The sequence below is a fragment of the Flavobacterium rhizosphaerae genome, from assembly GCF_046000445.1.
Taxonomy (GTDB): Bacteria; Bacteroidota; Bacteroidia; order Flavobacteriales; family Flavobacteriaceae; genus Flavobacterium; species Flavobacterium rhizosphaerae.
The window spans coordinates 244,578-264,031 of the sequence record NZ_JBELPZ010000001.1; the positions used below are offsets into that span (position 1 = coordinate 244,578).

The 19,454-nt window shown below is 38.7% G+C and carries 17 protein-coding genes and 1 tRNA gene; 5 read left to right on the forward strand and 13 right to left on the reverse strand.

Translation table 11 applies throughout. The features are described from left to right. The first annotated feature begins 2 nt into the window (after positions 1 to 2). Together ABS766_RS01100 and ABS766_RS01105 are read left to right on the forward strand one after the other, a co-directional pair. Positions 3 to 1,397: an alpha/beta hydrolase family protein gene (locus ABS766_RS01100; protein WP_408083237.1), complete on the forward strand. Its 1,395-nt coding sequence runs from the start codon at positions 3 to 5 to the stop codon at positions 1,395 to 1,397. 90 nt (positions 1,398 to 1,487) lie between these two features. Continuing rightward, positions 1,488 to 3,323 carry a M61 family metallopeptidase gene (locus ABS766_RS01105; RefSeq protein ID WP_408083238.1) on the forward strand — a complete coding sequence of 612 codons (1,836 nt, stop codon included), beginning with the start codon at positions 1,488 to 1,490 and terminating at the stop codon, positions 3,321 to 3,323. Positions 3,324 to 3,601: 278 nt separating this feature from the next. On the opposite strand, the gene ABS766_RS01110 is transcribed toward ABS766_RS01105, so the two are convergent. Continuing rightward, positions 3,602 to 4,066: a hypothetical protein gene (locus ABS766_RS01110; protein ID WP_408083239.1), complete on the reverse strand. Its 465-nt coding sequence runs from the start codon at positions 4,064 to 4,066 to the stop codon at positions 3,602 to 3,604. Positions 4,067 to 4,422: 356 nt separating this feature from the next. Between ABS766_RS01110 and ABS766_RS01115 the strand changes: the two genes are divergently transcribed. From ABS766_RS01115 to ABS766_RS01125, 3 genes are read left to right on the forward strand one after another with little or no spacing between them, the layout of a single operon-like run. After that, positions 4,423 to 5,163: a DUF4369 domain-containing protein gene (locus ABS766_RS01115; RefSeq protein ID WP_408083240.1), complete on the forward strand. Its 741-nt coding sequence runs from the start codon at positions 4,423 to 4,425 to the stop codon at positions 5,161 to 5,163. 6 nt (positions 5,164 to 5,169) lie between these two features. Next, positions 5,170 to 5,619, forward strand: coding sequence for a hypothetical protein (locus ABS766_RS01120; protein WP_408083241.1), 450 nt, complete (start codon positions 5,170 to 5,172; stop codon positions 5,617 to 5,619). A 55-nt stretch (positions 5,620 to 5,674) separates the two neighbouring features. Further along, complete coding sequence (locus tag ABS766_RS01125) at positions 5,675 to 7,624, forward strand: SMI1/KNR4 family protein (protein WP_408083242.1); 1,950 nt, start codon at positions 5,675 to 5,677, stop codon at positions 7,622 to 7,624. Between the two features lie 65 nt (positions 7,625 to 7,689). Here the strand turns inward: ABS766_RS01125 and ABS766_RS01130 are convergent, their stop codons facing one another. The 12 genes from ABS766_RS01130 to ABS766_RS01185 form a co-directional block, all read right to left on the reverse strand. After that, on the reverse strand, positions 7,690 to 8,286 hold the full coding sequence (locus ABS766_RS01130) for a 5'-methylthioadenosine/S-adenosylhomocysteine nucleosidase family protein (protein ID WP_408083243.1): 597 nt from the start codon (positions 8,284 to 8,286) through the stop codon (positions 7,690 to 7,692). 81 nt (positions 8,287 to 8,367) lie between these two features. Beyond that, positions 8,368 to 8,441 (reverse strand) — tRNA-Thr (locus tag ABS766_RS01135). Positions 8,442 to 8,520: 79 nt separating this feature from the next. Beyond that, the gene (locus ABS766_RS01140; RefSeq protein WP_408083244.1) at positions 8,521 to 8,787 is read right to left on the reverse strand and encodes a hypothetical protein; all 267 of its coding nucleotides are present in this window, start codon (positions 8,785 to 8,787) and stop codon (positions 8,521 to 8,523) included. Between the two features lie 58 nt (positions 8,788 to 8,845). After that, positions 8,846 to 9,814, reverse strand: coding sequence for a type I phosphomannose isomerase catalytic subunit (locus ABS766_RS01145; RefSeq protein ID WP_408083245.1), 969 nt, complete (start codon positions 9,812 to 9,814; stop codon positions 8,846 to 8,848). A gap of 8 nt (positions 9,815 to 9,822) precedes the next feature. Further along, positions 9,823 to 10,233, reverse strand: a complete 411-nt coding sequence (locus tag ABS766_RS01150; RefSeq protein ID WP_408083246.1) for a 6-pyruvoyl trahydropterin synthase family protein — start codon at positions 10,231 to 10,233, stop codon at positions 9,823 to 9,825. Between the two features lie 68 nt (positions 10,234 to 10,301). Next, the gene (idi, locus tag ABS766_RS01155; protein ID WP_408083247.1) at positions 10,302 to 10,835 is read right to left on the reverse strand and encodes an isopentenyl-diphosphate Delta-isomerase; all 534 of its coding nucleotides are present in this window, start codon (positions 10,833 to 10,835) and stop codon (positions 10,302 to 10,304) included. 78 nt (positions 10,836 to 10,913) lie between these two features. Next, positions 10,914 to 12,851: a DUF3857 domain-containing protein gene (locus tag ABS766_RS01160; RefSeq protein WP_408083248.1), complete on the reverse strand. Its 1,938-nt coding sequence runs from the start codon at positions 12,849 to 12,851 to the stop codon at positions 10,914 to 10,916. Positions 12,852 to 12,855: 4 nt separating this feature from the next. After that, on the reverse strand, positions 12,856 to 14,862 hold the full coding sequence (locus ABS766_RS01165; RefSeq protein ID WP_408083249.1) for a DUF3857 domain-containing protein: 2,007 nt from the start codon (positions 14,860 to 14,862) through the stop codon (positions 12,856 to 12,858). Positions 14,863 to 14,893: 31 nt separating this feature from the next. Then, positions 14,894 to 16,795 (reverse strand): DUF3857 domain-containing protein, encoded by a 1,902-nt coding sequence (locus ABS766_RS01170; RefSeq protein ID WP_408083250.1) that lies wholly within the window; start codon positions 16,793 to 16,795, stop codon positions 14,894 to 14,896. Between the two features lie 53 nt (positions 16,796 to 16,848). Further along, positions 16,849 to 17,301: a D-aminoacyl-tRNA deacylase gene (gene dtd / locus ABS766_RS01175; protein WP_408083251.1), complete on the reverse strand. Its 453-nt coding sequence runs from the start codon at positions 17,299 to 17,301 to the stop codon at positions 16,849 to 16,851. Further along, a complete protein-coding gene (rsgA, locus tag ABS766_RS01180; RefSeq protein ID WP_408083252.1) occupies positions 17,301 to 18,269 on the reverse strand; it encodes a ribosome small subunit-dependent GTPase A in 969 nt (322 codons plus the stop codon). The genes dtd and rsgA overlap by 1 nt, the downstream gene beginning before the upstream one ends. A gap of 59 nt (positions 18,270 to 18,328) precedes the next feature. Continuing rightward, on the reverse strand, positions 18,329 to 19,453 hold the full coding sequence (locus tag ABS766_RS01185; protein ID WP_408083254.1) for a WG repeat-containing protein: 1,125 nt from the start codon (positions 19,451 to 19,453) through the stop codon (positions 18,329 to 18,331). Position 19,454 lies beyond the last annotated feature (1 nt).

Below are 19,454 nucleotides of genomic sequence, written 5' to 3' on the forward strand. Positions count from 1 at the left end.
CCATGAAAAAACTTATTACACTTTGTGCCTTTTTTATAACGGCGTTACTTACTGCACAGGATATAAACGGTACCTGGTACGGCCTGCTGAGTTTCCCCGGGGGTGACTTACACATTAATATACACCTTACACAAAACGGTGAAAATTATACTGCCACTATGGATATACCCGAACAGGGCGCTGAAAATATACCGCTAAACGATGTGGCTTTTGAAAACAACACCCTGGTTTTTGCCCTGAAACAGGCCCAGATTACCTATAAGGGTACGTATGAAAACAATGGCTTTACCGGTACCTTTAAGCAGGGTAGCACAGAGTTACCCCTTAATTTTAGCCGCCAAGAGGTTACCGTGGTTGCGCCAAAACGCCCACAGGAACCCAAAAGCCCTTATCCTTATTACGAAGAAAACGTAACATTTAAAAATGATAAAGCAGGTATTACGCTTGCCGGTACACTTACCCTGCCTAAAAAAGAAGGTAATTTTCCGGCAGTAATACTTATAAGCGGCAGCGGCGCACAAGACCGCAACAGCGAGCTGCTTGACCACAAACCTTTTTTAGTACTTGCCGATTACCTTACCCGAAATGGCATTGCCGTACTGCGCTATGATGACAGGGGTACTGCCGAAAGCACAGGAGATTTTGCCACAGCCACCTCTCAGGATTTTGCTACTGATGCGGCAGCGGCGTATATGTACCTTAAAACCCGGAAAGAAGTTAACCCGAAAAAAATCGGCCTTATGGGGCATAGCGAAGGCGGCCTGATAGCCCCATTAGTAGCTTCAGAAAATGCGGGGGTAGCCTTTGTGGTAATGCTTGCAGGGCCTGCCATTGCCGGAGATGAAATATTAATGCTTCAAAATTATATGATAGGTAAGGCTGATAATATGCCTGAGGAAGAGCTTACCAAACTGGGTAAAACAAACCGGAAGATATATGACCTTGTTAAGCAGGAGAATGATATACCAACCCTAAAAACCAAATTAAAGGCGGTTTATGATACCGAATCTAAAGCGCTGTTTATATCTAAAGGCATACCGGCAAGCCGCGTAGATGAGTATATAGATGCACAAGTGGATGGGCTTGCTTCTCCTTGGTATATCAACTTTATTAAATACAACCCGGCGCCGGCGCTTGAAAAGGTAAAATGCCCTATACTGGCTCTGTATGGAGAAAAAGATTTACAGGTAGCTCCAACAGCTAATATAGAAGCCCTTAAAAGGATTGTGGAAAAAAGCGGTAATAAAAAGGTAACTATAAAAGAGCTGCCCGGTCTAAACCACCTGTTTCAGACTACAGAAACAGGTGCACCTGCCGAATACAGACAGATTGAAGAAACATTTTCGCCAACCGCACTTAATGAAATAAGCACCTGGATAAAACAACAGGTTAAATAGTATACGCCACAGCGTGCAAATAATTTTCTATCTTAGCCCGTAACATTTTACGGGCTTTTTCGACTTACTTATTATCTTAAGATTATTTATATGAAAAAACTTATCTGTACGCTTGCACTGGCGTTAACTATGGGCTCGGTATCCTTTGCCCAGTCAAAAAACGATATTAAAGTGGCTATCGACCTTACTAAGGTAAACAATGACAAAGTAATGGTTACGGTAACCCCTCCTGATTTTAAAGAAAAAAGCCTTACGTATTTTATCCCTAAAATTGTACCCGGAACCTATTCTGAAGATAACTACGGCCAGTTTATAGAAGATTTTAAAGCATACGATAATAAAGGCAAAGAGCTTGAAGTAATAAAAGGCGATAATTCCTGGACCATTTCTAACGCTAAAAAACTGGCAAAAATAACCTACCTGGTAAACGATAGCTTTGATACAGAACAGTCTGCCGGGCATGATATTTTTTCGCCAGCCGGCACCAACATTGCGGCAGGAGAAAATTTTATGCTGAATACACATGGTTTTGTAGGCTATTTTAACGACAAAAAAGAATTGCCTTATGATGTTACTATTGCACACCCGGCAGGGCTTTGGGGTGCTACTTCAATGACAGACCTTGATAGCAGCAACGAAAAAGATGAGTTTCGCACCAAGCGTTACCCTGAATTGGTAGACCACCCTGTAATGTATGCCAAACCCGATTATACCACGTTTACGGTAGACGGAATGGATATATTGATAAGTGTTTACTCCCCTACAGGAAAAGTAACCGCAAAAGAAATTAGCCCGAAGATGGAAACCATGATGCGTGCGCAAAAGAAGTTTTTGGGGCCTATAAACTCAACCAAAAAATACAGTGTGCTTATTTACCTTTCTACCGCGGGGGCTGAGGATGCACAGGGTTATGGCGCACTGGAGCATACTACATCTACCACAGTAGTGCTTCCGGAAATGATGCCGGTAGACCAGCTTGAAGAAACCCTTAAAGATGTGGTGAGCCACGAGTTTTTTCATATTGTAACACCGCTAAGCGTGCACTCTAAAGAAATACAGTATTTTGATTACAATACTCCAAAAATGAGTGAACATCTTTGGATGTATGAAGGTATTACAGAATATTTTGCCAACCTTTTCCAGGTAAACCAAGGGCTTATTGACGAAGATGCTTTTTATAAACGTATAGCCGATAAAATAGCACAGTCTAAACAATTTGACGAAACCATGCCGTTCACAGTAATGAGTAAAAATGTGCTTAAAAAGCCTTACAAAGATGCTTATGTAAACGTATACCAAAAGGGTGCCCTTATTGCTATGTGCATTGATATAATTATGAGGGAACAAAGCCATGGCGAAAAAGGTATTTTAAGCCTTATGCGATCTCTTGGTGAAGAGTATGGCAATAACAAACCGTTTGATGACAAAGACCTGTTTGCAAAGGTAACAGAACTTTCTTACCCGCAGGTGGGCGAGTTTTTAAACACGTATGTAGCAGGCAACACGCCTATACCGTATGAAGATTTTCTGGCACGCATGGGCGTAACCAAAACCATAATAAGCCAGCCGGGCAATGCCTTTATTAAAGATATGCAGGAGCCGTATATAATGGTAGACCCTAATACAAAAGTTATCATGGTAAGGCCGGATATTGAGCCTAATGTGTTTTTCACTAACCTTGGCATACAAAAAAGTGATGTTATAGTGGCTGTTAACGGCACCGCATATAACCTTGATAATATAAACGACCTTATTATTAGCAGTTTTAGCTGGAAAGAAGGCGATGATATTACCCTGACTATTAAACGCGAAGGAAAAGAACAGGAAATTAAGGGCAAAGTAAAATTACCGATAGAAGAAGTAGAGGGCTACCACGCTACTGACGAGACTAAAGCCAAACTAAGAGAAGCCTGGCTTAAAGGATAATTCTGGAGGATATTATGATATATAAGAGGGGCTGTTTCATTTTGAGACAGCCCTTAATGTATAATAATTTTAGGCATATTTTTTCATCACAATCGAGTCGTTTGTTATATTAATAAAATAGGGCTATGTAAATAAAATGGTTCAATATTTTGACTGTAACATTGTAGTTAAATTAATACTATAAAAGAGAGAAAGAGTTTCATAAATAGTAAGAACTTAGTGGTAGAGCAAAGATGTTTTTACTTAGTTTATAGGGTAAAGTTAAATAAAGGCTGGAACTACTGAGGGGCATATCCTATAATGATTCGTCTTACCTCTATCAGTTTAACTTTTTTACTCTTCTTCTTATCCCTTTCTATTATATATATTCCTGCTCTACTTCTTAGATTTAGGAAAAAAAATGATAAACCTACTTTATCGATAAAATCAAGATCAAAAATTCTTGGCGCATTATCAATATAAAATTTACTTTTCTTAACACATATATGATCACCATGCATTTGACGAAAATTACCTAAAATTACTGTTCTGCTTGTAATTTTTTTGTCATTAAAAGTATATTCCCTTTGAAAAGTATTATCTGTAATGTAAAATTTAAATGAATTAAATTCCAAGTATTTGTTCATTACAATTGAGTCATTTGTCATATCAATATAAATAGGGCCATTTAAGTAAAAGGGCTCAATATTTTGACTGAAACATTGTAGTGAAATTAATAATATAAAAGAGAGGAAGGATTTCATCTAAAAATAGTATACTGTTGTTATTATCCCGGAGGAGATTCATTATCCCTCGATATCATAATAAATTAATAGTTTTTCTTTGTCCTGTGCATAGGAAAAAAAGTTAGCTCCAAAAATTAGTAAAAATAAATATTTCATGTTTTATAAATTAATCTCATTTCTACTCCATCTATAAAATTATTATAAAAATTTAAAATTACTGCTCTTTTAAGATGATTCCCGGGGGGCCTGTGTATAATGCCATAAATTTTAGTAAATGGATTAGTATCACCCTTATAATAATGTTCATTTCGTAAAATTTACCTTGACAATAGTTAATTATATTTTTTGTTACTTTGCGGCCATAATTTTTTTTGATGAAAAAACTGCTCCCCATACTGTTTGCGCTTGTGTTATGCGCATGTAATGATGAAAAAAAAGATGCCCCACAGGGTAAAAACCTGCACATAAGCGGCACGGTAAAAGGCCTGCGTAAGGGTACATTATATATAAAAAAAATAGAAGATACTACGTTTGTAACGCTGGACAGTATTGTAATAGACGGCAACCCTGATTTTGAAAGCTACTTAAATATAGAGTCGCCCGAGATGTACTATCTGTTCCTTAACCGGGGGGAAACTAACTCAATGGACGATAAATTGCTGTTTTTTGCCGAGCCTGGTGATATACATATAGATACCCGCCTTGATGGCTTTTTTGCAAAAGCGAAAATAACCGGCAGCGAAAACCAGAAATTGTATGAACAATACCTTAAGTTAAAATCGCGCTATACCGATAAAAACTTAGACCTTATTAAACTTAGCGCCGAAACCAGCGACCCTAAAAAACTGGATAGTTTAGACAAACAACACGTAAGCCTGTTAAAAAGGCATTACCTGTATACGGTTAATTTTGCTGTAAACAACGCATCGCATGAGGTAGGGCCTTATGTAGCCGTGTCTGAATTGCCCGATGCCGGTGTAGCCGGCCTGCAATATATGGATACTATCTGCAAGAGTATGACACCTAAAGTTGCAAATTCAGCATACGGGCAATTACTTAAAAAATATGTAGACCAGTTAAAAGAGGAGCAGCAGGAAAAAGCATCGATAAACTAAGCAGTAATGAAGCTTAATAACAGGATATACTGGTATTTCTGGATTACATCATTTTTAATATTTGTATACGGGCTTGCCCTGCTTATATGGAGCAGTAACAGTAAAATAGTAGTAAATTTTAAGGATATTTACTACGTAGCAGACCGCTTTCAGATTACTATGCTTTTTAAAGTAGTTTATCTTTTACTTGGCCTGCTATACTGGATTGGTTTTCGCTTAAAGCTACGGCTTAACCCTACCCTTACTAAAATACATACTTATATAAGCATAGGCGGTGTAGCCGCTAACGCTTTATTAATGGTTGTTGAGCTTATACGCGAAAATACCCTGGGAACTATACAAAACAGTATTTTACAACAGTACACCCTTTATATACTATTACTGGTATTAATAGCCCAACCGCTTTTTATTATTAATTTTGGTGTAGGTATTTTAAAAGGCAGGGGCAGCAGGTAATATCAATATAAAAAGGTTTATTATATTTGGCTACAACCAATTTTAATAAACACTTATGCCTAAAAAACTTCTCTTGCTTTTTTTATTCGCTGTGTCGGTGTGCATGGCACAAAACCTTCCAGACAGCATACAGGTATCAATAGATGTGTATGGTGTCTCCTTTAGTGGTAAAGAATTTAAGTATAAATCTACTTCTTTAAACCTCACTAATAATAAAGGAAACTTTTTTATTGGAGGCCATAAAATACAGGCAACCACCAAACAAATTGAAAAATTTGTAGCAGCAGTGCAAACACCTATGGACTTTGACGCACATTTTAATAACCTTGGCATTGATACACTTCAAATTAAAAATAAATCCGAAAAGTTATTAAAGCAGGGGGATTTTGAATGGATTACGGAACAGAAAGCTTACATATTGCCCCTGCTCGCCGACATAGAAAATTACAAAGCACTTTATGAGGAAGATTTTTATACCGGGCTTGATTTTTCGGTAGGTTTACGGGACAGGACTAAAAAACAATTTATTATAAAATTCTTTTCGAGGGGCAGGCTTACGTATTCCGGCACAACCACACTTTCGCGTACAGGGTACAACCTGCCTTGGCTTGATATGGTTTCGGGAACAGAAAATTATAACCCGAAACTTGAGCCGTTATTTGCCACCCTGATGGGGGATAAGATTTCTGTTGTCGAAGGAAAAGAACTGACAGCATCTCTAGCGGAAAGAATCATAAAAAATAATGCCCTGAAACTTTATGAACTCGGTGCAAAAAAATATAAAACGGAAATAGATGAACTGGCTACTGATTTTACCATTGAAAAAGCAGAACTGAACAGGAAAAAAGAGAAAGAATATATTATAAAATTGCATAACAGCAGCATGCTGCCTAATATGTATATTAATTTTTTTGCTACCGAAAATAATCACACACTTTATACCCGTGATTCGTTAAAAGAAAATTATAAAACTATAGTTGAACGGGTTAAGGCTATTGACTTTATCAGTGATTACCTTAACTCTAACCCAAAAACACGCTTATATATTAAATATTATAACGGCAGCGCTATTTCTACTTATGATATAAACCGCGTAAATACCAACCAAAAACTCTGGAAAGCCCATGACAAATATGCGGAAAAACAGATGGAGTATTTACGGAAAAACCCACGTAGTTCAGAATATGTTTTATTCAACATTAATTATTCAGAGGAAAAAAACTGTGGCTGTAATCTTCGTCTTGATGAAGGCACTATAAAAAAGGCAATAACTTTTGAAATAGTGAACGATGATAATGAAGGATACTCGCTCTGGTTTTTGTTGCCTGATAACCGTGTATTACTATACCTGATGGATGGAGAAAAAACATTGAACTACACTTACAAAACATGGGGCAACAACTATCCGGGCTTGCAGACACCCTGCAAGATATTTAACCTTAAGGGGGAACCGGAAAACTATACCAGTAATAATTACACTTCCGGTATGTACCAAATGGTAAGTTCGCTTTTTGAAAAATCTGTCACGCTGAAAGAAGGGAACAGTTATACCGAAAAACAAAGGGAAACGAAATGGATAGGAAACCCCGGAGCCCAAGAAGATGAAATAAAAGCTGCCGAAATGAGACTTGGCATTACCCTGCCTGATGATTATAAAAAATTTCTGCTTATTGCCAATGGCTATAAAACTTGTTTCAGGATATCTGAACCCAGCTTTTTCATGGCAGAAAATATTGAGTACCTTAATAAGGTTGACCCTAATTTAGTAAAATTATGGAATGAGCATATTGAAGATGAAACTTATAAAACCAAATTTGCCTCTGCTATTATAGTAGGCGGGGGCTTTTTAGAGCCACAACTATTTTTACTTATACCGCCAACAGGTATAAACGGCAAATGGGAATACTGGAAATTTACCGGATGGCTGCCCGGCGAAATACGTTATGAAAACCTTACAGCTTATTTTATAAGCGTGATTAATTTTATTGATACTGTTAATCCGTAATAAAATGAAAAAGTTTCCTATTATGCTGCAGACCGGCAAAAAGCCTGAGATTATAACGCACTAAACTACAACAGGCTGCTTATTGCTGCTTTAAGTGTTTTAGCAGCATGTTTAATGGTTTCCTGCCAGTCTTCGGCAGCGGCACCGTCTGCCCCGTCTGAAATGTATTTAAGGCACAAAAAAGGTATCTGCTCATGAAGTGCCAGCCATGATATGGCATAAGCTTCCATATCAATAACATTATAATCGGTTGTATTGTGATTTATCACAAAACTGTCTCCCGTGCCACACACCCCCCTTGGAAAGCCTTTTGCATTAATACCATTAAACAATGTAGGCTCATGGCGTGCAAAGGGAGTTTCATACTTGCCGAATCCCAGTGGTGTTACATCCATATCGCGTTGCACAAAACCGGTACAGCACACCACTTCTCCCCTGTTATGCTCCAGGCTGCCCGCAGAGCCTAAATTTACTATAACAGATGGTTTTTGCTCCTGAATACGTTTCATAAGGTGATACATGGCATTTAATTTGCCTACGCCCACAAAAAGCGTATCTTCAGTTTCAAACTCATTTGCTGCCTCACTCTCCAGTGCAAAAACATAAAGAGGGTTATCATTTAAAAGTTCTTTTAACTGGACAGGAGTTATGGGGTTAAGCATTCTTCTAAATAAATTGGATTGTGTACAAAAATAATATAGAAATAAAAAAACCGCCCTTTACAAGGCGGTTTAAAATTATTGAGCCGATGGAGGGACTCGAACCCACGACCTGCTGATTACAAATCAGCTGCTCTAGCCAGCTGAGCTACACCGGCAACTCAATTCGGGTGCAAATATAATCCTGAATTTGAAATTTCCAAAAACTATACAGCAATTTTATTGAATATTTTTTAATTAAAGAGCATTTAGCTTTTCAACAAGCTGAGAAGCAGATTCTTCAAGTTTTTTATTAATTTTCCTGAAGTGTTCTTTTTTGTTCTCTACATTTTTAGCGTTTACTTCTTTTACAAGATCATCAAAAGTTGTAATAGCCTCATCAATAATAGCCTGAGATTTTTCGGTTGGTTTACCGCCTGCCGCTATTTCATTAAGGTATACAGCTTCAATAATATCACCTAAAACGTAATTGATATCTTTTTTTAAATCTTTTACACTTGCCATGTTTTTCTGTCTGTTTAAATTTAGGGAGCAAATTTACAACATCTGTCGTTAAAAAATGTTAAGAAATATATATTTCAAGTAAAGTAGCGTTTCCTGTTAGTGTAAATGCCTTTATAGCAGCCGGCACTAATACGGTATCACCTTTTTTAAAACTATAGGTTTCGCCTTCTACTTCAAATTTATATTCGCCATCAGTACATATATACACAGTAAAAGTAGTACCACTTTTTTGTATTGCCGTAGTGCCATGTAATGGCAGGTAGTTAGTGGTGAAATAAGGGCAGTCTACCATAGTATTGCTCTTATTCTCATCTTTGGTGTATGTTTTTTGGGTATCGGTAGTATTGTAATTCATGGCATCCAACGCCTCTTCTACGTGTAACTCCCGAGAGTTGCCGTTGGCGTCTACCCTGTCCCAGTCATACACCCGGTAGGTAATATCGCTGGTTTGCTGTATTTCGGCAATTACTATACCCCCGCCAATTGCATGTATAGTACCTGTTTCCAGAAAATACACATCGCCTTTTTTGGCAGGCACCTGGTTTAATATATCTATAAGCTGCTTGCTTTTTAGTTTTTCAAGATATTCTTCGGGGCTTGACTTATGGTTGAATCCCACAATAATACGTGAACCCTCATCAGCCTGCATAACATACCACATTTCGGTTTTACCAAATGAGTTATGGCGTTTTTTAGCCAACTCATCGTTAGGGTGTACCTGTATAGACAAATCCTGTTTGGCATCAAGAAATTTAAACAACAGCGGAAACTGTTTGCCAAACCTTTTATGCACATTGGTACCCAAAACATCATCCGGGTATTGCTCCATAAGCTCCGTAAGGGTTTTACCGGCCAGTGGTCCGTTTTTAACAACACTTACATTGCCAGGCACTGCAGAAAGCTCCCAGCTTTCGCCTGTGGTTTGTGTTGGTATGTTTTTACCAAGGTCGGTTTTTAATTTTGTACCACCCCAAATCCTGTCCTGCAGGATGGGTTCAAAAACAAGGGGGTAATGTTGTATATCCATAGTTTAGCTTAATTTCCTTTATAGGTTACAAAATTGCGCGGGGTTTCGTAAAGGGTTATTTCCAGTTCAAGATTTGGGGTAATGCGGCGGCGGATACGGTTATATATTACCACAGCTATATTTTCTGCCGTTGGGTTAAGGTCTGCAAACTCAGGCGCGTCAAGGTTTAGGTTTTTATGGTCAAAAGGTTCTTCTACCTCTTCGGCAATAATATCCTTTAATACTTTCATATCTATCACATAGCCCGTATCGGGGTCTATTTCACCAGTTACGCCAACAATAAGCTCATAATTATGGCCGTGAAAGTTAGGGTTATTGCATTTACCAAAAACAGCATCATTCTGCCCGTCTGTCCAGTCTTTTTTGTACAGGCGGTGTGCTGCGTTAAAATGTGCTTTCCTGTTTACGGTAACTCTCATATTCTTTTCTCCAAACCCTGCTGCACAAAGGTGCCGGCAGGTTGTTAATTTAACTTGATTTTTTCTGTTTAAAGAAAGGTTTTATGCTCTTCTATATAATGGTAAAACTTATCAAATATAATCCTGAACCACACGGTATATTTTTCAGGGTGCAGCTGCATATCTGCCTTAACATCTTCAATTGCCATCCATTGCCAGCTTTCGGCTTCATCCGGGTTAAGGTTGGGTTCTCCTTCATAATACCCTATCATAACATGGTCAAACTCATGCTCTGTAAGCCCGTTATCAAACGGCGCTTTATAAATGAACGAAAAGAGTTCTTTCAAATCGGTACTAAAGCCCATTTCTTCCTGTAGCCTGCGGGTACCGGCCTGTATATTATTTTCTCCTTCGCGCTGATGGCTGCAGGTGGTGTTGGTCCACAATAGCGGCGAGTGATATTTGTGTGCGGCACGCTGTTGCAGCATAATCTGGTTTTTAGCATTTATTACAAATACCGAAAAGGCACGGTGCAACAGCGCTTTTTCATGCGCTTCCATTTTAGGCATTAAGCCAATGGGTTCATCTTTTTCGTTTACAAGTATTACTTTTTCTTCCGCCATAATATGTATTAGCTCTCAAAAATAAGAAAACTTTTGCGGAAAAGAAGCGATTAACGTTTTGTTAGCAATGCAAACCCGTTATGCTTTCTTCAACACTATTTTTTCGCTTTGCTTTTCTATGGATTTCTGAAAGAAATCTTTGAGTGTTTTATAGTATGCATTACTTATGTTGGAATAATTTATTTCTGATATTACGCTTATCTGTACCATGTTATTTACATGATTAGCTGTATACCTGAAAGCTCCTATATTTTGCTCCATACCTAAAGAAAGTGGCTTTGGCAGCGATTCTACCGTGTACCCTTCGGGAATTATAATGCTTATTTGATAACGATCATAATATGGAAAAGATATATCTACAGGATACTCACGCTCTTCCTGCTTAAAAGGGTTTTCTGTTTGTGCAAAAAACAGTAACGGGCTAATGTATATATTATCTCCAATTACATCGGCAACCCGGTTGTGGCTAAAATCATATTGCTCAATAAGGGTTTTATCTGTTTCTTTATCGTTTTGCACCGTTATGCTTTGTATGGCAATGCCATCATATTTTTCTTCGAGCCTTTTAGTATGAGCCTGCTCATTTTCGCCGGCATGGCGCTCCCTGAAAAGGTAGGCATAATGATCCATATACTGGTCTCGCACGGTACCATTAATGCTACCATCAGCCGCCAATACGGCTGATACGTTTATTACCTCCCTCGACCTGCTTCCGGGCATAAGGTCTACCTCCATCGTATTACCCTCTTTAGTTATCATACGCCCCTGCCAGTTCAGGGCACGTAATGGCAACAGGCCGGGAGTGGTATATTTGCTTGTGGCATCCAGCAATATAATACCATTGGCATTTTTAATACCTGCCACCACATAATTATAAGCGGTACGGGTTGGGTAAAGTGCCACACCATTATTGCGTGTGCTTACAAGCACCGGGTTAGCGTTAAGGCCTGCATAGCGCAGCATAGCTGTTAGCATCAGGTTTATTTCTGCTGCGTTGCCGGTTTTATCTTTATATGCTTTTTTTACGCCCTTCTCACACCTGTATGCCGATTCGCCATCCCAGTGCATGAGGTGCTGCACATATTTAAAAATCATCTGCATTTTTTCTTCATCACTAGCCTGTTTATTTACAAGCAGCGCATTAAGGTCTTCTTCAAAGTAGTTATCAAATTCTAACTGCCGGCCAAAATCATCATTTTCATATATTTTTTTTGCTACAGCTATCCAGTCGGTCGCATATTTTTCTTTGCCGGAGCTAAAATTTGTAGAAGCAAGTTCGCTCTTTAGTACCGATATGTAGTTTTCTATATTATTTACATACGATTCATCTTTAAAAGGCTTTACATTAGTAGCTTTAAATATATACACCCCTTCCTGAAAGCGCCCACCCCTGCCATAGCGCATAACTGGCTTAACCTTTTCTACATCAACATAACCTGATAAATAGGTGTTATAATCAAAATAAGAAGGTATGGCAAACTCATATTCTACATATTTGGCAGGTATATCATATTGAAAGTACCAATCGCTTATGGGGTTAAAATAGGGTACAATTTTGGTGTACTTAAACTCTATCACACTACCTTCCTTTACATTTGGCAGGGTAATTTTTATACGTTCAAACTCATCATTTACCTTTTCCTTAAACTCACCATCGCCTTTAAGCTTTGTTTTTTCTATCTTGCCGTCTACCAGGTTATAAGTAGCTGCATCTGAAAAAAATGCTCTTATGCTTCTTCCACCCGTCCAATAGCTGATGGACTGGTTAGCCCTTTCATACCCCTCTTTTTTGTATATTTTTATACGGCACTCTACTTCATAAACAACATTCCAGTAATCGTTTGCTGTAAAAGTGGTTTTACCACGCTTAAAAAGTATTGCCGCGGCAGCAGTAGTATCTATAGGGTTTCGCTTTTCGCTAAGTTCTTCTATACTAACATCGCCAAGTTTAAAATCCTGCGCTTTTGTAGATAGACAAACTATGCATATCAACGCTGTAATGAGATTTTTGATCATTGTTTTAGAGCGCTTTCTTTAAAACTATCTTTTCTTTTTGCTTATCAACCATTTGTTGATAGAAATGTTTTACGGTATCGTAATAATCGGGCGGAATGGTAGCGTAGTTAATATTTACTGTAGCTATTATCTGCAATTTATTATTACTTTGGGCAATGTTGTATTTAAAGCCCCCTATGTTTTGCTCCATTGACATGGCCAGTGGCTCTGGTAACGATTCTACCTCATAACCTTCGGGCAGGGTTATGGTAATAAAAAACTTATCTTCAGTCGGAAAAACAAAGTCTATCGGATATTGGCGTTTTTCCAATTTAAACGGGTTCTCTGTCCTGGCAAAAAACAGCAAGGGATTTATATAAATTTTATCGCCTATAATTTCTGATGTGTTGTTGTGGTTAAAAGCATAGGTTTCGATTACAGGTTTTGACGGATCATCATGCTCTACTTCATATTCTATTAACTCCAGCCCGGTATAATCTGCTTCCATTTTTTCTATATAACTTTCCTTCTTTACATTTTCATACCTGTCCCTGAATATGTATGCATTATAATCAAAGTACTGGTCACGCGCTTTCCCCGAAAGTTTACCTTCTTTATCTAACTCGGCAGTAACCATAATTACTTCCCTAGACGGTGTATACGGCATAAGTGCTATAGGCTCAGAGCTACCGTCTTTTTTAATAAGCCTGCCCTCCCAGTTAAGGGTTCTTGTTGGCAGTATATTGGGCATTGCCTGTTTAGAGGTAGCATCAAAAAGTATATTTGCACCTTCTATATTAACCGTTGCTATTACATAATTAAAAGCAGAGCGGCTGGGAAACAGCGCTATTTTATTTGCCCGTGTGCTTACTAAAACCGGGTTGGCATCAAGCCCTGCATAACGCAGCATAGAGGTAAGCATAAGGTTAATATCGGCCACATTGCCTACTTTTTCTTTATAGGCCTTTTTTACTCCCTGCTCGCAGGAATAGCCTACAAAGCCATTCCAGTTCATCCTGCTTTTAACATAGAAGAATATAGTATAGGCTTTTTCTGCCGGAGAGGTAATGCCGGCAAGCAGTGCATCTATATCCTCATCATAATAGCCTGTTTTATCAAGTTCCGGTCCAAAATCATCATACTTATAAATGGTTTTAGCTACGTCATCCCAATTGGTAGAAATGGTTTTAATGGGGCTGTTTGGATATTTTATTATAGAAAGCTCATGCTCTACGGCAGCAGAATAGTTTGCTATATTATTAACATAAGACTCGTCTTTTAAAGCTTCAAGGTTATTGAGTACATATTTGGTAACGGCTTCCCTGTAGTCTATTTTATCTGTAGTAAATGTGGTCCTGACAGCACGTGTACCTGTACGTTCTTTAGAAGTGATGCTAAAAGACCTGGTGGCTGCATCGTTAGTTACTGTTGGGGTATAATATCCCCTGAAATTTGGATTATAAATAAAATATTCGGGTATTTTAGTGGTATATTCTGAATGGTTTACGGGTATAGATTCCTGAAACTGCCAATCAGGGAATGTTGAGATAAAGGGAGACCGTACTACATATTTATACTCTATAATGCTCCCCTCCTTTACATCGGGCATCATTATTTTTTTAGCTTTCCAGTATTTATTTACCTCTTCGGTAAATTCACCGTCACTTTTTAACTTGGTCTTTTCTATTTTACCATCAACAAGATTATAGGTTACTGCTTTAGAAAAATCCAGCATCTCCTTCTGCTGGCCATCATTATAATATTTCATCGTTTTGTTGGCCCAGTCATACCCTTCTTTATTGTAAATTTTAATTTTCATTTCTACTTCAGTAACCAGTTCAAAATTATCGCCGGTTACAGAGTATTGTAAAAATGTTTCGCCTTTGCTAAATAATATAGCTGCCGGTGCCGAAGGGTCTGTTGGGTGTGCTTTTTCTGCCAGTTCTTCTTTGGTTACCTCTCCAAGTTCATACTTCTGGGCCTGTACTAAAAACCCGGAGCACGCAAAAAATAATACTAAAAGTTTTTTCATAATAATTGGTTTGCTGATATACTGTTTCTATTTAATTTTTAACCAAAACTACTTTGGCATTATCGTTTCTGGCTATTTTTTCGCGGAAATCCCTGAAATCTTCATAGTCATTACTTTCATATTTACCCTCATTCATAAATAGGGTTCTCCTGTATAACATCTGATTTTCTGAAAGCAATGTATATTGGGTTTTATACTCTCCAAATTTGCCATTTATGGTTACATCATCGGGTTTGGCCTCCATAGTAAAGCCTTCGGGCAGTGTTATGGTTATTTCGTCTTCATCATAAAACCCCATTGAAATTTCAAAAGGTGTTTTACGATTTCTATAACGGCGTGGCACATCATCATACGGATTAAAGGCATTTACCGCAAACATTATCCTGTTGCCGCTTTTTGCACAATAACCACCGGCCTGCAGTTCTATATTTTCTGTAAACTGCTGTTCAGGACTGTTGTTTTTAACATCTTTTTTTAAAAGCTTTAGGTTATTAATGTTGCGGAAGTAGTTTTTATAGATTTTATCCAGATCATCAGGTGACTGGCTTTCCCTGCGGTATTTGCGTTCATACTGCAGGCCGCCCGAAACAATTTGCACATTCCCGTTAATGCTGCCATCCTGGTTAATGGTATAAGTGCCGCGGCTTATCTGTGTATTGCCCTTTGGGTTATATGCATGTGTACGCACCAACTCACCGCCTTCGGGCTTTATAACTAGTGCCATCCTGTTATCAGTAAAATCGCCCTGAAAACCAAAAGGATGGGTTTGGCTGGTACACTCCAGCCAAACATAATCGTTATTATACGGTATGGCCAGTATCATATGGTTGCCCTGCATACACACAAAATCATCTTTAAGGTCGCGCTTGTCATGATCGCCATAAATAATAACATCATAGGCATCCACCCCCACCACCTTAAGCAGTGAGCGGGTGTAATTGCTAAGCCCTTTACAATCGCCGTAACCAAGCCGGTCTACATCTTTGGCATTCATGGGTTTCCAGCCACCAATGCCCAGCTGTATGCTTACATAGCGTGTTTTGCCCTGAACGTATTTATATACAATATCTGCTTTTTTTAATGGGTCGGTTTCATTACCCACCAGTGCTTTAATTTTTGCCACCGTTGCTTCGGGCAGCTCATCGGTACCATTTACCAGGTTATCATACATCCATTTACCAAACGCAGCCCAGTCTTCAGCTTCGCCATCTACACCCTCGAGGTGAAATTTTTTTAATGAAAAGAAATATATGGGCACCAGCTGTGATAGTGCTGGGCTGTAATCTTCCCTTTTTACCGGGGAGATGTTTACGGCCTGGAGTGTGATTGAATTGCCTGTTTCTGTTTTTTTAACGGGTATAGCATCGCTACTGTTATACTCTTTATACCTAAAGCCAAGGTTAGCCGGGTAAGTAATAGTATATACCGATTTCTCCGAAGCGCAATAGGCGCCCTCTACAGGGCTCCAGGGCAATATAAATGCCGTGTTATCAGTTTGCAGCTCACTTGTGTACACTACCGTAAAAGGGTACCGCACCGGCGTATAGTCAAGATATAGTACTTTGTTATCGGTAACTTCATAGCTCTGGCTTACTGATACCTCTTTAAAATCTTTTTTCTTGTACCGGTTTATTTTTTCTCCGCGGGAGTCATATACAACGGCTTCGATAGCTTTAACAGAAGTAGTTTTGCTGAAATTTTCTGACGCACCTATATGCCCCATACCATTTTCGTTAAGTATGGTTACAATGCGTGTTTTTTTAATGCTCATAGACCTTTGCGATGTGATTTCAACATCAGTCTGGTCCAGCCGTACCACAGCATTGGCATTTTCTAAAAGGGAATCGGGTATAGCACCTACGCCAAGGTTTTCCTGAGCGAAGATTGATGCACTACAAATACAAAAGAATAAGCAGAAAATTCTTAATTTCATGTTAAAACTATTATTTATCGCTAAAGTAATAGTTTTTATCAAAAACAAAAGGGTTATTCCTTGTTTTTACTATCAATTAATATGGTAACGGGGCCATCATTAATTAAAGTCACTTTCATGTCAGCCCCAAACCTTCCGGTTTGCACAGGTTTATCAAGCTCATTTTCAAGTTTTTTTATAAAATCCAGGTAAAGCGGAATAGCTGTTTCGTGGCGGGCAGCCTTACTGTAGCCCGGGCGGTTGCCTTTTTTAGTCATGGCATGCAGGGTAAACTGGCTTACCACAATAATATCGCCGTTTACATCCTGTACCGAAAGGTTCATAACCCCTGCGTCATCGCCAAAAATGCGCATCTTAACAATCTTTGAGGTTAACCAGCTGCTATCTTCGGGGGTGTCGGCATCTTCAATACCTAACAAAATAAGCAGGCCCTGCCCTATAGCGGCCACCTTATGGCCATCAATAGTAACACCGGCTTCGCTTACCCTTTGCAGTACTACACGCATTATTCTTCGGGATTATTTTGACCGTCGCCATATAAATCGGTACGGTAGGTATCATCATCGCCTTCCAGCATTTGCAGGTAGCTACGGTAACGGCTCCAGGCAATTTGGTCATTTTCCAACGCGTCTTTTACGGCGCAGTGAGGTTCTTCCTTATGCAGGCAATTGTTAAATTTACACTGGTCTTTAAGGGCAAAAAATTCAGGGAAGTAATCGCCCAGTTCGGCTTTACCCATATCAACCACGCCAAAACCGCGTATGCCGGGGGTATCTATAATTTTAGCGCCAAAATCAAGGTCAAACATTTCGGCAAATGTAGTAGTATGCTGCCCCTGGCTGTGCTGCTCTGATATTTGCTTTGTTTTTAGCTCCAAACCCGGTTGTAGCGTATTGATAAGCGTACTTTTACCTACGCCCGAATGCCCTGAAAACATGCTTACGCAGCCCTTCATTTCTTCTCGCAGCTCTTCTATGCCTTTACCGTTAACTGCCGAAACCCGCATGCATTTATAGCCAATATTACTATATACATATTGCAGGTATAGCTGCTCATCGAGCATATCGCCCTGAAGTGTATCTACCTTATTAAACAGTAGTACAGCCTCTACACCATAAGCCTCGGCAGTAACCAGAAAGCGGTCTATAAAACTGGTGGTAGTAGGCGGGTTGTTTATGGTAACCAGCAGGAAAAGCTTATCTATATTAGAGGCAATAATGTGTACCTGTTTAGAAAGGTTTACCGATTTACGGATGATGTAGTTTTTCCTGTCGTGTATATGTGTGATGATGCCCGTAACGGCATCTGTTGTTTCTTCCAGGTCAAAATCTACTACATCGCCCACAGCCACTGGGTTGGTACTTTTAATATCCTTAATACGGAATTTACCTTTTATACGGCATTCATACAAGGTACCTTCAGCGGTTTTTACCGCATACCAACTACCTGTAGATTTATATACCAATCCTGTCATACCGCAAAGATAGTATTCTTAGCTATAAATAAACCTTGTAAAAAAAGTAAAACATCTATTTAGTTGGCTATCCGCCGGGTTGAAATATCAGGCACTTTGCCATAATATGGACTAAAGTCTATAAACCGCCTTTTAGGAGGGGGAATAATATCATATTCATACCCAAGTGTATCTACCAAATATTCTTTTTTATTTTTAAATACTGTGAAAAAACCTTTGTCGTCATAAATACCCACCCTGTCATACAAAGCGGGTACAATTGTTTTTTGCCTTGAAGCTATTCCGTATTTATCTCCAAGCTTAGTGCTGAAATAATTTTTGTAGCCGCCGCTTATTTCATCATACTGCACGGCACATATTATCTTTCCTTTTGCATCTGCCAGCCCAAGTTTATTGTTTTTAGAAACAACATAAACAGGTGGCAAACTCATTGCATTTGGTTTACTTATAGAGTCATATTGTGGTGCTGCGAGTACTGCCCCTAAAGTATCTATAAGCCCCCATTTACCATTTAAAATCACCCGTGCTGCATCATACTCAAAAGTGCGGGCAAAATTATACTGCGGTGCTATTATAATTTTACCCTCATTATTTTTATACCCCCATAATCCGTTATCATTATATGGCATAAGCCCGGTATATTGTTGCTGTGTTATAAAGTAATATGGGTTTTCTGCACTATTCCCGGCTGCAAAGCCAGTTATATACCCTGAACGGTCATAAAAATTACGGATAAAAAGATTTCCTTTATCATTTACTCCTATTCTTAGCCTGTCAATATCAAACCTGCCATACAACAGGGGAATAAAGAATTGTTTTTTTGAAAGGTATACTTCAAAAAAGTTTTTCTTCCACTTACCGGTAAACTCTTCATGTTTTACCGTTACTACGCCCTCCTGAATAATGATGTAATCAAGCAACAGCTTATTTTCTCCTTCAAAATACAGGGAAATAAAATCTGCATCATGATCATATATATTAAATAACCTCAACAGCGATATTGAGTGCATCTGCCACTCCATTATATTCTTTTTGCTGTTTTCGCCTTCGCTATAATACACTTTATTTAGCTGGTAGCGGCTGCTTAGCTTTTTAAAATCTGAAGTTTTATGTATTGACAGGGTGCCGCATGAAACCAACATAAACAGGGTTAACAATGCAGGTATTTTGATTCTTACAGCCATA

Coding starts and splice junctions, on each gene's coding strand:
- ABS766_RS01100 (WP_408083237.1), top strand. CDS start 3: ATGAAAAAACTTATTACACTTTGTGCCTTTTTTATAACGGCGTTACTT.
- ABS766_RS01105 (WP_408083238.1), top strand. CDS start 1,488: ATGAAAAAACTTATCTGTACGCTTGCACTGGCGTTAACTATGGGCTCG.
- ABS766_RS01110 (WP_408083239.1), bottom strand. CDS start 4,066: ATGAAATCCTTCCTCTCTTTTATATTATTAATTTCACTACAATGTTTC.
- ABS766_RS01115 (WP_408083240.1), top strand. CDS start 4,423: ATGAAAAAACTGCTCCCCATACTGTTTGCGCTTGTGTTATGCGCATGT.
- ABS766_RS01120 (WP_408083241.1), top strand. CDS start 5,170: ATGAAGCTTAATAACAGGATATACTGGTATTTCTGGATTACATCATTT.
- ABS766_RS01125 (WP_408083242.1), top strand. CDS start 5,675: ATGCCTAAAAAACTTCTCTTGCTTTTTTTATTCGCTGTGTCGGTGTGC.
- ABS766_RS01130 (WP_408083243.1), bottom strand. CDS start 8,286: ATGCTTAACCCCATAACTCCTGTCCAGTTAAAAGAACTTTTAAATGAT.
- ABS766_RS01140 (WP_408083244.1), bottom strand. CDS start 8,787: ATGGCAAGTGTAAAAGATTTAAAAAAAGATATCAATTACGTTTTAGGT.
- ABS766_RS01145 (WP_408083245.1), bottom strand. CDS start 9,814: ATGGATATACAACATTACCCCCTTGTTTTTGAACCCATCCTGCAGGAC.
- ABS766_RS01150 (WP_408083246.1), bottom strand. CDS start 10,233: ATGAGAGTTACCGTAAACAGGAAAGCACATTTTAACGCAGCACACCGC.
- idi (WP_408083247.1), bottom strand. CDS start 10,835: ATGGCGGAAGAAAAAGTAATACTTGTAAACGAAAAAGATGAACCCATT.
- ABS766_RS01160 (WP_408083248.1), bottom strand. CDS start 12,851: ATGATCAAAAATCTCATTACAGCGTTGATATGCATAGTTTGTCTATCT.
- ABS766_RS01165 (WP_408083249.1), bottom strand. CDS start 14,862: ATGAAAAAACTTTTAGTATTATTTTTTGCGTGCTCCGGGTTTTTAGTA.
- ABS766_RS01170 (WP_408083250.1), bottom strand. CDS start 16,795: ATGAAATTAAGAATTTTCTGCTTATTCTTTTGTATTTGTAGTGCATCA.
- dtd (WP_408083251.1), bottom strand. CDS start 17,301: ATGCGTGTAGTACTGCAAAGGGTAAGCGAAGCCGGTGTTACTATTGAT.
- rsgA (WP_408083252.1), bottom strand. CDS start 18,269: ATGACAGGATTGGTATATAAATCTACAGGTAGTTGGTATGCGGTAAAA.
- ABS766_RS01185 (WP_408083254.1), bottom strand. CDS start 19,453: ATGGCTGTAAGAATCAAAATACCTGCATTGTTAACCCTGTTTATGTTG.